The organism is Bradyrhizobium sp. MI1.11 (genome assembly GCF_055811255.1).
On sequence record NZ_JBVVPM010000002.1, the window covers coordinates 84387 to 97436 of the forward strand.

The following is a 13050-nucleotide window of genomic DNA, read 5'->3' on the forward strand; positions in this document are numbered from 1 at the left end:
CGAGGCGCCGCTGGGTTCGCACAATGCCGCCGTTGAATACTGGATCGCCCGCCTTCGCGGACGATGACACGGAGAGTGGGCTAGACTAGTCGTCGCGCCGATACACGTTTCAAACAACGGACGAGCGTTCGCCCTCTCGCGGCGCGTTCCGCCCGAGTTTTGCGTCGGCGCATTGCCCTCGTTGAGACAAGGGCGCAGGGAAGACCGGGCGCCGGCTGGCACCCGCAGATCCGTGGGCGATAGAAATGCACACGGGGTGGATCACAGGTTCGCCGGATCGCCCGGCCTTCCCTGCGCGATGGTTTTAACGTGTCCTTCGTGCTCTCCCCGGGGAGCGATGCACTATTGCCCCCGTCGCCATGCAGATGACTGATGCGCGCGCCCGGTCGGGCCGCCACATCACCGCAGGACTTGACGCACAGACCCCGGGCGTCAGGACCACACGACTTGTTCGTCCGCGCACGTCTTCGCTGGAACTTCGAGTGCTGGCGTGTGCTCACACCCGAGGCCATGCGAAAACGCTTTCGGCGTCGTGTCGTAGGCACGAAAGCCATTGCTCACAGCCGAAGCCGCCCTGCAATGCCGATCGTACTCGACGCCGTCGCGTCCATCGCTACCCAACCCGCGGTTCGTGACGATCGCGATCCGCCCCTCGTCTCGGGCCAGGGTGTGTCGCTTGTACGTCAAATCCGAATTTCGGTAAAGCGGAATATTTTGCGAGGTGGGCTTGACAGGAAGTGTGGCGGAAGTGGTCGGCTGTTTTGCCCGACGGGCATGCGGAGGCGAGGGTGACGGCTTTCGCCCGAGGCGCGTGCCGAGAGACGCTAGCTTTTGAGGGCAGAGCGGAAGTCGTTCGGCTCGGTCAACGAAAGTGTTGAAGTTTGTAGCTAGATCCATCTGCCCACCTCGATGGATCAGCCGGCGGGCTTGCAAAGCCGCTGGGAACTTTGCCAAGGCCTCGTCGTTCCCGTGAGCGGGGCGAACGCAGGCAGAAGCTATGAAATGGATGCTGGTGGTTTTGGTAAGCGGCGTCTCGCCCGTCAACACCGATCTTGTGTTCGACAAGTTCAGTGATTGTCTCGCCGCAGAAGAGCAAATGCGACAGCACTACGCTGATGCCTTCGAGGCGTGGGATCGCATGGCTGCGGCAAGGATCGACCGGCGCAGGGACTACAAGAAAGCTCGCGATGTCGAAGCCAAACGACTGCTGAGCAACGTTGGGACGTGTGTCCCGCATGGTGGCGGCGATCAGCAGCCGGTCAATGCTCAGCAGCAGCAACCCCCCGCTACGTCATCGCAGCAGCCGGAAACGAAACCGTCGCCACCGCAGCCGGGGCCACGGAGTTAGCGGCAGCGATGCCGGCTTGTGGTCGATAGCAGCCGCCATGCAACTCTGACGGCTTAGTGACGCCTTCCATTGGCAAACCGGACGCGACGTACCAATGACTCCGCGTCCTAAATCACCCCCGCCAGCCGCAGCGCCACACCAGCCGCGCAGCTGCCGGCCAGCACCGTCAACATCCCCAGCTTGAATCGGAAGATCGCGGTTGCGGCCGCGATCGACAGCACGAGCGCAGGGATATCGACGCTGGTCAGGACCGGCATGTCGAAGGCAAACGGGAAGGTGTGCACCGGCACGGTGTCGCGGAACAGCGTGTGCAGCGCGAACCAGATCGAGAGGTTGAGGATCACGCCGACGACGGCAGCGGTGATGGCACTGAGCGCACCGCCGAGGCCCTTGTTGCCGCGCAGCCGTTCGACGTAAGGGGCGCCTACGAAAATCCAGAGGAAGCAGGGCGTGAAGGTGACCCAGGTCGCGAGCAATCCGCCGAGCGTGGCCGCGAGCATCGGCGACAGGCCGCTGGCGTCGCGGTAGGCGGCCATGAAGCCCACGAACTGAAGCACCATGATCAGCGGGCCCGGCGTGGTCTCGGCCATGCCGAGACCGTCGAGCATCTCGTGCGGCTTGAGCCAGTGATAATGCTCGACCGCCTGCTGGGCGACATAGGCCAGCACTGCGTAGGCGCCGCCGAACGTGACCAGCGCCATCTTCGAGAAGAACAGCGCGATGTGACTGAAGACATTGTCTTGTCCAACAGCGAGCAACAGCGCGATCACCGGCACCAGCCAGAGCGCAAGCCAGAGCGCGCCGACGCGAATCGCGCGCGCGGTGTTGGGGCGTACATGTTCGGGCACAGCGTCGCCGAGCATGCTGTCGATCACGGCGCTGCTGCCGGCAGAGCCGTGACCGGCCGGCGCGAATTCCGGACGGCCCTGTTTGGCGCCGATATATCCGATGATGCCGGCGGCGATGATGATGACCGGGAAGGGGATCGCGAAGAAGAAAATCGCGACGAAGGCGATCGCGGCGAGCGCGATCATGATGCGGTTCTTCAATGCGCGCTTGCCGACCCGCACCACGGCCTCGACGACGATGGCGAGCACGGCGGCTTTCAAGCCGAAGAACAGCGCCTCCACGAAGCTGACATTGCCGTAGGCGGCGTAGACGTAGCTCAGGCCCATGATGGCGATGATGCCGGGCAGAATGAACAGACCGCCAGCCATCAGCCCGCCGGCGGTGCGATGCATCAGCCAGCCGACATAGGTCGCGAGCTGCTGCGCCTCCGGGCCCGGCAGCAGCATGCAGTAATTGAGCGCGTGGAGGAAACGGGCTTCCGAGATCCAGTTCTTCTCCTCGACCAGGATGCGGTGCATGACCGCGATCTGGCCCGCGGGCCCGCCAAAACTCAGGCAGGCGACACGGAGCCAGACGCGAAACGCTTCACTGAAGCTGACGCCGTGACCGGCATCAGCTCCTGCTTCGATCGTACGCGTATCCATCAAGCCTTCGCCTTGTTGGTCGGCCAGTTGTGGGTCTCAGACGTAGCGTCACGGCACCAGCGATAGAAGGCGTCGTAGAGCAGCATGCCGGCTTCGAGCTGTTCGAGGTCGTCATCATACATCCGCGACAGCCCGAGCGAAGCTGCGAGCAGGCCGGGTGCCTCCGGCGCAAGGTCGGGCCGCCCGGTGTCGGCGCCGCGCACCAGCGTTGCCAGCCGGAGCAGCGCCGGCGCGGCAATCCCGAACTCCTCGATCATCACGTCGAAGGTGCAGAGCTCGCCACGGTGGCTCCAAAACACGTTCTCGATGTCAAAGGGGGCTGCGTTGAAGCGTTGCCCGACGGCCGCCACTTCCGAAGGCGCCACGAACAGGAACACGGCCGTAGGGTCGACGAAGCGGCGGATCAGCCAGGGGCAGGCAATGCGGTCGACCTTGGGCCGCGCCCGCGTGACCCAGACGGTTCGCCCCTTGGCGTCGCGCGGCGGCAGCTTGCGGGTGTCGACCAGCGGCAGTTTTGCCGCCTTCCAGCCTTCGAAGCCGCCCTCCAGCGTCTCGGCTTGCACGCCGAGCTGCCTGAGCCAGGCCGCCGTGCCCTGCGCGAGCTTTTCGCCGCGCAGGCACGAGACGATCGCGGAACGGCCGGCGAAGTTGGCGCCCCAGTCGGGAACATTTTCGTGGCTGAGCTTGATCGAGCCGGGGATCAGCCGCCGGTCGGCGGCAAAATCCTCGTCGGTGCGCACGTCGATCAGGACAGGGGCATTCGCCGTGCCGATCAGCCGTGCCATTTTTTCAGATGATATCGTCGTGTAGGAAGACATGATGCGCCCTCGTAAGAAGAAACGGGACGCGATACTTGGGCATGTCGCCTCGTGGGGAGATCGCTCAAATCCCCATGGCCTTCATTACACCGAAACGGCACCGACCTGTCAATCGGCTCATTCCGGCGATTTTGCCCAGAAGACTCGCAGGTCTATATTAGGGGTCAACGGCCCGGACCTTTCGGAGACTTTGCGATGCATTCCCATTCCATCGAACAATGGACCCATGACCACGCCTTTCTGGGCGACAAGCACGACGAGAACGAGCGGCGCACCTGGCTCGTGGTCGTGCTGACGCTGGTCATGATGGTCGGCGAGATCGTCGCCGGCTCGCTGTTCGGCTCGATGGCGCTGCTCGCCGACGGCTGGCACATGGGCACGCATGCGGCGGCGCTGGGGATTGCCGCATTCGCGTATCGCTTTGCGCGGCGGCACCTGGGGAGCTCGCATTTCAGCTTTGGCACCGGCAAATTCGGCGATCTCGCCGCCTTCGCCAGCGCGGTCATCCTCGGCCTGATCGCGGTCGAGATCGCCTATGAGAGCGTGCTGCGGCTGTTCACGCCGGTGTCGATCGTCTATGGCGAGGCCATCGCGGTCGCTGCCCTCGGCCTGTGCGTTAACCTCGCCAGTGCCTGGCTGCTCCGCGGCAGCCACGATCACCACCATCACGGTCATGCGCATGATGATCACAATGATCATGATGATCATCATCACCACCACGACAACAATCTCCGCGCGGCCTATGTCCACGTCATGGCGGACGCAGCGACCTCGGTGCTGGCGATCGCCGCGCTCGTGGTCGCCATGTATTCGGGATGGGCCTGGGCCGATCCGGCGGTCGGCCTGATCGGCAGTGTCGTGATCGCAAGCTGGGCGTTCGGCCTGATCAAGGCATCAGGCGCGGTGCTGCTCGACGTGCGCGCCGACGAGAAGCTCGAGCGTGTGATCCGGGCGCGCATGGAGGTCGGCGACGATCGCGTCACCGATTTGCATCTGTGGCAGGTCGGCCCCGGCCATTGCGCCGTGCTGGTGTCGGTGGTCTCGGACAAGCCGAAGCAGCCGGCGGTCTACAAGAAGCGGCTCGCCGGGCTGAAGGGCCTCAGCCATATCACCGTCGAGGTCGAGACCTGCCCGCATTGAAGCGGTCTGCGGGAATTCTGCGAACTGGCCGGGGTTGACCCTCGGTCACAGCCGACAATGGCTGCAAGGGAGGAACGAATGACGCCAAGGATCATGCTCGCTCTCGCCGTCGCCGCGCTCGCTCTGTCCGGCCATGCGGCGCTGGCGCAATCGGAAAAGACCGGTGTCGAAAAGCTCTACGTGCTCAATTGCGGGGAGGGCACCGCCGGCGACATCTCGCGGTGGACGCCCGGCCTCAACGAAGGCAAGACGATGGACTTCGTCGACAGCTGCTATCTCGTCAAGCACGCCAAGGGCTGGTTCCTGTGGGACACCGGCATCGCCGACGCAGTCGCCGCGATGCCGAATGGTCTTGCGCCCGCGGATCCCAAGGCGGTGACCTGGCGGCGGCCGAAGACGCTTGCCGCCCAGCTCGAACAGCTCGGCCTCAAGCCCGGTGACGTCAAGATGATGGCCGTCTCGCACACCCATCCCGACCACACCGGCAATGTCGAGCTATTCCCTCAAGCCACGCTCTACGTGCAGAAGGCCGAGTATGACTGGCCCGGTGCCAACAACGAGCCGCGATTCAAGCCGTCGCATCCGGTCGAGCTGCTTGCGGGCGACAAGGACGTATTCGGCGACGGCAGCGTGACCATCCTGTCGACGCCCGGCCATACGCCGGGACACCAGTCGCTGCTGGTGAAGCTGCCGAAGACCGGCGCCGTGGTGCTGTCGGGCGATGCGGTGCACTTCAAAGACAACTGGGACAACCGCCGTGTGCCCAGCATGAACGCCAACAAGGACCAGAGCGCGGCCTCGATGCAGAAGATCGCCGACACCCTCGGCAAGGAGAAGGCGCAGCTCTGGATCAACCACGACAAGATCCAGCGCGACAGCCAGAAGATGTCGCCGGAGTTTTACGACTGACGCGGCTAGCCTTTCGGTGCAGTCACGGCGGGCGGGCTCGCGTCCAGCGTCTTCTTCGGCTTCAGCGAGCCGGCGTAGAAGGAGACCAGCCAGACCAGGATGATGGCGAGGAGATAGACACCCCAGGCCTGTGGCGGCGTGGTCGCCCAGCGCAAGAGGCCTTTGAATGTGCGGGGCGGGCGGGTGTCTTCGGTCATGCTCCGCTTGTGCGCGAAAGCTCCCGCCGGGTCAATCCGGCCGCGGTTGTGCGCGGATCATGAACAGCGCGGCCAACGCCGAGAGGCTGAGCGCAGAGGAGACGATCAGCACCTTCGCCCCCATGACGTCGATGAGCAGGCCGAAGGCCAGCGGCGCCACGGCCTGCGCCATCCGTGCCGGCGCGCCGATGATGCCGAGGCGATAGCCGAAATCCTTGGGGCCGAAGATCGACAGCGGCAGCGTGCCGCGCGCGATGGTCAGGATGCCGTTGCCGGAGCCGTGGAACAGCGCAAACGCACTGGCCGCGGCGCCGCCGAAGATCGCCACGACCACGGCGCCGATCGGGTGGGTGAGGCAGGCGAGCCGCGTCGACCACAGCGGATGAAAGCGGCTGAGGAAGCCCGCTTCCAGAACCCGCGCCGCGACTTGCGCGGGGCCGATCAGCGCACCGGCCGCGATCGCCTCGACCGGCGTCGCGCCGGTGGTCTCCAGGATGCGCGGGAAATGCGCGGCCATCGCGCCGGTGACAGTCCAGACTGCGGCGAAGACGAACGCGAGCAGGATCATGGTGCGGTCGAGCGGCAGATGCGGCTTCTCTGCCGCCGCCTTAGCTTGCTTGGCGCCCTTGATCGTCGGCAGCACAAAGAAATTCAGGGGCAGGCCGATCAGGATGTTGGCGGCGGCCCAGGCGAAGCAGGTCTCGCGCCAGCCGATATGGGCAAGGCCCCAGGCGGTGAGCGGCCAGCCGACGGTCGATGCGAAGCCCGCCATCAGCGTGATGCCGGTGATCGGCCTGCGCGCCTCGGTGCCGTAGATGCGGCCGAGCGCGGCGAAGGCGGCGTCGTAAAGCCCCATCGCCATGCCGATGCCGAGCACGAGCCAGGCCATCGCCATCACCGCCACCGATTGCGAGAGGCCGAGCAGAACGAGACCGGCAGCGATCGTCAGGTTCGACACCGAGAGGACCTGCCGGCCGCCGACCAGATCGATCTGTCGCCCGATGCGTGGCCCGAGCAGCGCAGAGATCACCAGCGAGGCCGAGAACGCGCCAAAGACCCAGTTGGAGGAGATGCCGAGATCGCGCGCCATGGGATCGGCAAGCAGCGCCGGCAGATAGTAGCTCGAGGCCCAGGCCAGGGTCTGCGTGGTACCGAGCGCCAGGATGATCGGAAGCTGGCGCTGGCTCATATCCCCGTATTTCTGATCGGCCGTGTCATCATTCGCATTTGCGCCCGAGGCGGGGGGACGTCAACAGCGTCCGCGACATATGCGACCTGCCGCCGGTGGGAGCCTTGCCCGTGAGCGGAGCTTTGGCGGCGCAAGCTCCGCGCGCCGCCTTTCGCTCGTCACGAATGCACGGCATAATGGCGCATGCAATTGACCTCGCGCCTTGCGCTGATGAACTGGTTGGCCGGCCAGGGGCTCACCGGCCTGCCCGAACCCGAACTGCTGCGGGGCTTCTGCGAGCGCTGCCGCGCCGAGGGGCTGGAACTCTCGCGTGGGCTTGTCGTCATCGATACGCTGCACCCGATCTACGAGGGACGCGCCTTCCGCTGGAGCGATACGCCGACCAACGAGAGCGACGTGGTCGAATACGGCTCGACGGCCGAGGGCGACGCGGCCAACAATTGGCGCCGGTCGGTGTTCTATCATTTGCTCGAGCATGGTCACGACGAGATGGTGATCGATCTCGCCGACGCGCCCTCGCTCGATTTCTCGCAGATCGGCGAGCTCGCTGAAACGGGTCACCGCCATTTCCTGGCCTTTGTGCATCGCTTCGGGGAGACCGGAGCGCTCGGGCAGATGGATTGCCTCTACTCCTCCTGGACAACGCGACGCGACAGCGGCTTCGCCGAAGGCGAGCTCGCCGCGCTGCGCGATCTCGTGCCGGTGCTGGGGCTCGCGATCAAGTCGGCGCAGCAGGTCGACATCGCGCGCACGCTCGGCCGCGTCTATCTCGGACGCGATGCGTCAGAGCAGGTCTTGAGCGGACGTATCTCGCGCGGCGTCACGGAGCGCATCAACGCCGTGCTGTGGTATTCGGATCTGCGCGGCTCGACCGGAATCAGCGAGAGCATCGGCCCCGACGAGATCATCCCGTTCCTGAACGACTATGCGCAGGCCGTGATCGACGCGATCCACGACGCCGGCGGCGACGTGCTGAAGCTGATCGGCGACGGCGTGCTCGCGATGTTCACCGGCGAAGACATGGCGCATGCTCGGCGCGCGGCGCTGCGCGCCGAGCATCTATTCCGCAAGAACGTTGCAGCGCTCAATCTGCGGCGGGGCGCCGAGGGCCGTCCCACCACGTCCGCCTATATCGGCCTGCATGTCGGCGAGGTCTTCTACGGCAATATCGGCAGCGAGGACCGGCTCGACTTCACCGTGGTCGGTCCGACCGTGAACGAGGTCAGTCGCATCGCCTCGATGAGCCGTTCGGTCGATCGCGAGCTGCTGGCCTCGGCGGAGTTCTACAAGGGCCTCGATGCCGCCGGCCGCCGCTATCTCGTCTCCACCGGCCGCTACGCGTTGCGCGGCATCGGCCGCGCGCAGGATCTCTACACGCTCGATCCCGAGGTGGATGCGAGCGAGCCGGTGACGGGGAGCTACGAGCGGTATCTGGCGAATTAAATTCCGCGGTGCCCCCCAATGTCGTCCTGGCGAAAGCCAGGACCCATAACCACCGCCTGCAGTTTTGCGAAGACTCATAGTTGGCGATTTTTGCCAAACTTCTCCCTGGGGTAATGGATCCTGGCTTTCGCCAGGACGACGGCGGAGGAACTGCCTAACACCGCGCCACCGCCTCATCGCCCACCATGTCGGGCTGCCGGTCCAGGGCCACCGCGGGCGAGAGCCAGATCACCAGCGCCTGCACGCCGAACACGGCGGCGGCGAGATAGAGGCACGCTTCCGCGCTCCAGAGGCCGCCGACGATCGCACCCAGCGCCGAGCCGACCGGGCGGGCGCCGTAGCTCATGATGTTGATGGCGGAAACGCGGCCGAGCAGGCGAGGCGGCGTCACCGACTGGCGCAGCGTTGTGGTCGAGATCACCCACAGGATCGGCCCGACGCCGAGCAGGAAGAAGCTCAAGGCGGCAAGCCAGGGGGAGGGGACCAGCACCGTCAGCGCCATCACCATTGCGGCGACGAAGCCGGTGACGGGGCCAAGGCCGACCACCGTGCCGAACGCGACGCGCTTCATCACGCGCGTGGCGAACAGCGCGCCGATCACCATGCCGACACCGTACATCGTCAGCACGGTGCCGACGCCGACCGCGTTTAGGCCGAGGTGACGTACGGCGTAGGGCACGAACACCGCGATCTGCAGGAACCATCCGGTGTTGAAGATGAACTGGGTGATGAAGACCGGCCGCAGCAGCGGATGATGAAACACGAAGGCCGCGCCCTCGCGGATGTCCTGGAGCGGATGCCGCCGTGGCGCCGGCGTGCGGGCGGGCTCGTAGATGCCGGAGAGCAGCACGACGGCGATAGCCGAGAGCGCGGCCGCGAAGCCGAAGGCCGGGCTCGCGCCCCACCACCCCACCAGCGCGCCACCAAGCGCAGGCCCGCTGGCGAAGGCGATGGTGCGTGCGAGCTCGATCCGCGCATTGGCCGCCGGCAACAGGTCCGAACTCACCAGCGAGGGCACCAGCGCCGGCGCGGCCACGCTGTAGACGACGGTACCGCACACGGCGGCAAAGCCGAGTAGCGCAAGCAGCGGCAGGTTGAGCGCGCCGAGCGCGAGCAGCAGCACGATCGCTGCAAGGGCCGCGGCACGCAGCGCCTCGGCGCCCGCCATCAGCGAACGGCGGGAGATGCGGTCGGCCAGCAGGCCGGCCGGGATGGCGAAGAGGACGAAGGGCAGGGTCAGCGCGGTCTGGAGCAGGCCGGTCTGGCCTTCGGCGACGCCGAGCGTCAGCACCGCGACGATGGGGGCCGCGGCCAGCGCGATCTGTTCGGCCGACTGTGCCGCCAGGTTCGACCAGGCGAGGCGGTTGAATGTCTCGGGGAGGCGAAGCGGATTTGACATGGCTCATTTCCTGCAAAGTCGGGTTGGCGCCGAGTATCTGCCTCGGAAGGCCGCCAAACCCACCCGCTTCCCGACAGGGGCGGCACATAGCGGCCGCCGAGGGACCGATGCGGCTAGATGCAGTTGCAAATGAGTTGCAATAAGGCTCGACTTCGGTATTCTCGCCCCATGGATGCTCGCTCTCCCGATCTGACCCGAGACGCCGCCGGCTGGCGCAATGATGCGCCTGCGACCAAGAGCCTGGCGGAGGTGAATGCCTCGGTCGCCCTCCCCATCGCGGGGGTGTGGTGGCGGCGCCTGCTCGCCTTTGTCGGCCCGGGCTATCTGGTCTCGGTCGGCTACATGGACCCCGGAAATTGGGCGACCGACCTCGCAGGCGGGTCCAAGTTCGGTTACACGCTGCTCTCGGTCATTCTGCTCTCGAATTTGATGGCGATCCTGCTCCAGTCGCTGGCAGCGCGGCTCGGCATCGTCACCGACCGAGATCTCGCGCAGGCCTGCCGTGCGACCTATTCGCCGGCCGTGAATTTCCTGCTCTGGATCGCCTGCGAGGCGGCGATCATCGCCTGCGATCTCGCCGAGGTGATCGGCACGGCAATTGCGCTAAAACTCCTGTTCGGCATTCCCCTGATCGGCGGCGCGCTGATCGCTGCGCTGGATGCTTTTTTGCTGCTCATCCTGATGAACCGTGGCTTCCGCTTCCTCGAAGCCTTCGTCATCGCATTGCTTGTCGTGATCGCAGTCTGCTTCACGGTCCAGCTTGCCGCGGCAGCACCGCCGGTGGCCGAGATGCTGAAGGGATTTGTGCCGAAGACCGAGATCTTCACCAACCCCGAGATGCTCTACATCGCGATCGGCATCATCGGCGCCACCGTGATGCCGCATAATCTCTATCTGCACTCCTCGATCGTGCAGACGCGCGCCTATGAGCGCAACGATACCGGCCGGCGCGAGGCGATCAAATGGGCGACCACGGACTCGACCGTCGCCCTGATGCTTGCGCTGTTCATCAATGCCGCGATCCTCGTCGTGGCTGCCGCAACTTTCCACAAGAGCGGCCATTCCGACGTCGCCGAGATCGGCCAGGCCTTCGAGCTGCTGTCTCCGCTGCTTGGCCTCGGCATCGCCTCGACGCTGTTCGCGGTGGCGCTGCTCGCCTCGGGCCTGAATTCAACGGTGACGGCGACGCTCGCCGGACAGATCGTGATGGAAGGCTTTCTCGACCTGCGCCTGCCGAGCTGGGCGCGCCGGTTGCTGACGCGCGGCATCGCGATCGTTCCCGTGATTGTCGTCACCGCGATCTACGGCGAGCGCGGCACGGCTGATCTGCTGGTGTTCAGCCAGGTCGTGCTGTCGATGCAATTGCCGTTCGCCGTCATCCCGCTGGTCCGCTTCGTCTCCGACCGCCGCAAGATGGGCAAGTTCGTCATCCCGGCGTGGGTCGCGGCGATCGCGTGGATCGTTGCCGGCATCATCGTGGTTTTGAACTTGAAGCTGCTGGCGGATACGCTGTTCGGGTGAACACATCGCGGCTGTCGTCGTCCGGCTCGACCGGACGACCCAGTATTCCAGAGACGGTTGTGATTGACCCGAGAAGCCGCGGCGTACTGGATGCCCCGATTTCGCGGCACGACGGAGAGCTAATCCTGCGGCTCGGATGCCGCGTCGCCTTGCGCGTCGATGCGCAGCCAGCCTGACGGCGCGAGGCGCTGCTGCGGCAGGAAGCGGGCCTTGTAGTCCATCTTCTTCGAGCCTTCGATCCAGTAGCCGAGATAGACGTAAGGCAGTCCTTGCCGGCGGGCGCGGGCGATGTGGTCGAGGATCATGAAGGTGCCCATCGAGCGGCTGACTTCGCCCGGCTCGAAGAACGAATAGACCATCGACAGGCCGTCGCTGAGCACGTCGGTCAGCGCGACCGCGATCAGCTCCTCGCCGCGGCCGGTGATGCCGCTGTCGGGACCACGCTTGCGGTACTCGATGATGCGGGTCTCGACATGGCTGTCCTCGACCATCATGGCATAGTCGAGCACGGTCATGTCGGCCATGCCGCCGTGGCGGTGACGGGAATCGAGATAGGCGCGGAACACCGAATATTGCTCGGAGGTCGGCACCGCGCTGCGCTGCTCACCGATGATGTCGGCGTTGCGCGCGATCACCTTGCGGAAGTTGCGGGAGGGGCGGAACTCGTTGGCGATCACCCGGACCGAGACGCAGGCGCGACACTGGTCGCAGGCCGGACGGTAGGCGATGGATTGGCTACGACGGAAGCCGCCATGGGTCAGGAGGTCGTTGAGGTCACCGGCGCGCTCACCTACGAGGTGCGTAAACACCTTGCGCTCGTGTCGGCCCGGCAGATAGGGGCAGGGGGACGGCGCCGTGAGGTAAAATTGTGGGGTGTCGCGCGAGTGCTGGGTCAAGGGACGTCGTGGGCCTCCAAAATGTGCATCAGCATCGCGCTACAAAAGCCCCCGGTCAATCGGTCTACTCGGCAGGTCAGATCGGTCAGCATAGCGGGTCCAGGTTGATAGGTTCTTGATCCGGGTTGGTTGATCAGTAGGTCCTTTGATCAGTAGGTTCTGGCGCCCTGAGGCACCGGCGCACGAACGGAATTGTTGATCACGACCGTTCCCAGCACGAAATCCTGCAGCAAGCGCCTGCGGCCGTTGAACAGCCCGACCAGCACCACGAAGGGCGACAGGAACGAAACGGTCACCCAGAACAGCACGGCGTGGGTGGCGCCGAGCACGAAATAGCCGGGCGCGCCGTACCAGGTGCGGAGCTCCAGATCCATCACGCGCATGCCGATGGTCGCGGACGACGGACCGCCGATGCAGGCGCCGTAATAGACGATGGCCCAGATCACGGAGGCCGGCCAGGCTAGCCAGAACAGCGCCCAGCCGATGCCGAGCGTAACCACGCCGAACACCGCGATGAAGAGGTAGCCGAGGATCACCGGCACCGAGATCACGACCATGTCGATCAGGAAGGCGAACACCCGCCGCGTCGCAACGCCGCGGAACAGTTCTGGGTGCAGATAGGGATCATAGGCATGCGGCTGCGCCCCGCCGTCATTGCGCCAGGCATTGCCCGAGTCCGAATACGACATGACCGTTC

12 protein-coding genes are annotated in these 13050 nt (G+C 65.4%); 5 read left to right on the forward strand and 7 right to left on the reverse strand.

Annotated features, from left to right (window positions below):
- Positions 1-997: 997 nt before the first annotated feature.
- Positions 998-1348 (forward strand): hypothetical protein, encoded by a 351-nt coding sequence (locus tag AC0L30_RS02280; protein ID WP_007603407.1) that lies wholly within the window; start codon positions 998-1000, stop codon positions 1346-1348.
- Positions 1349-1455: 107 nt separating this feature from the next.
- Here the strand turns inward: AC0L30_RS02280 and chrA are convergent, their stop codons facing one another.
- Positions 1456-2841 (reverse strand): chromate efflux transporter, encoded by a 1386-nt coding sequence (gene chrA, locus AC0L30_RS02285; RefSeq protein WP_007603408.1) that lies wholly within the window; start codon positions 2839-2841, stop codon positions 1456-1458.
- Positions 2841-3659, reverse strand: coding sequence for a chromate resistance protein ChrB domain-containing protein (locus AC0L30_RS02290; protein WP_007603409.1), 819 nt, complete (start codon positions 3657-3659; stop codon positions 2841-2843). Before AC0L30_RS02290 ends, chrA begins: the two co-directional genes overlap by 1 nt.
- 195 nt (positions 3660-3854) lie before the next feature.
- Between AC0L30_RS02290 and dmeF the strand changes: the two genes are divergently transcribed.
- Complete coding sequence (gene dmeF, locus AC0L30_RS02295) at positions 3855-4799, forward strand: CDF family Co(II)/Ni(II) efflux transporter DmeF (RefSeq protein WP_007603410.1); 945 nt, start codon at positions 3855-3857, stop codon at positions 4797-4799.
- Positions 4800-4877: 78 nt separating this feature from the next.
- Positions 4878-5708: an N-acyl homoserine lactonase family protein gene (locus tag AC0L30_RS02300; RefSeq protein ID WP_007603411.1), complete on the forward strand. Its 831-nt coding sequence runs from the start codon at positions 4878-4880 to the stop codon at positions 5706-5708.
- Between the two features lie 5 nt (positions 5709-5713).
- Here AC0L30_RS02300 and AC0L30_RS02305 read toward each other — a convergent pair whose 3' ends face one another.
- Positions 5714-5905: a hypothetical protein gene (locus AC0L30_RS02305; RefSeq protein ID WP_219684702.1), complete on the reverse strand. Its 192-nt coding sequence runs from the start codon at positions 5903-5905 to the stop codon at positions 5714-5716.
- A gap of 31 nt (positions 5906-5936) precedes the next feature.
- Positions 5937-7094 carry an MFS transporter gene (locus AC0L30_RS02310; RefSeq protein WP_007603412.1) on the reverse strand — a complete coding sequence of 386 codons (1158 nt, stop codon included), beginning with the start codon at positions 7092-7094 and terminating at the stop codon, positions 5937-5939.
- 183 nt (positions 7095-7277) lie between these two features.
- Here AC0L30_RS02310 and AC0L30_RS02315 point away from each other — a divergent pair, with 183 nt between their 5' ends.
- Positions 7278-8537: an adenylate/guanylate cyclase domain-containing protein gene (locus AC0L30_RS02315; protein WP_007603413.1), complete on the forward strand. Its 1260-nt coding sequence runs from the start codon at positions 7278-7280 to the stop codon at positions 8535-8537.
- A 154-nt stretch (positions 8538-8691) separates the two neighbouring features.
- On the opposite strand, the gene AC0L30_RS02320 is transcribed toward AC0L30_RS02315, so the two are convergent.
- Complete coding sequence (locus AC0L30_RS02320; protein WP_007603414.1) at positions 8692-9936, reverse strand: MFS transporter; 1245 nt, start codon at positions 9934-9936, stop codon at positions 8692-8694.
- A 168-nt stretch (positions 9937-10104) separates the two neighbouring features.
- Here AC0L30_RS02320 and AC0L30_RS02325 point away from each other — a divergent pair, with 168 nt between their 5' ends.
- A complete protein-coding gene (locus tag AC0L30_RS02325) occupies positions 10105-11457 on the forward strand; it encodes an Nramp family divalent metal transporter (protein WP_007603415.1) in 1353 nt (450 codons plus the stop codon).
- A 119-nt stretch (positions 11458-11576) separates the two neighbouring features.
- On the opposite strand, the gene AC0L30_RS02330 is transcribed toward AC0L30_RS02325, so the two are convergent.
- Both AC0L30_RS02330 and AC0L30_RS02335 read right to left on the reverse strand, forming a co-directional pair.
- Positions 11577-12353: an arginyltransferase gene (locus AC0L30_RS02330; protein WP_007603416.1), complete on the reverse strand. Its 777-nt coding sequence runs from the start codon at positions 12351-12353 to the stop codon at positions 11577-11579.
- 149 nt (positions 12354-12502) lie between these two features.
- Positions 12503-13042, reverse strand: a complete 540-nt coding sequence (locus tag AC0L30_RS02335) for an RDD family protein (RefSeq protein WP_007611123.1) — start codon at positions 13040-13042, stop codon at positions 12503-12505.
- Positions 13043-13050 lie beyond the last annotated feature (8 nt).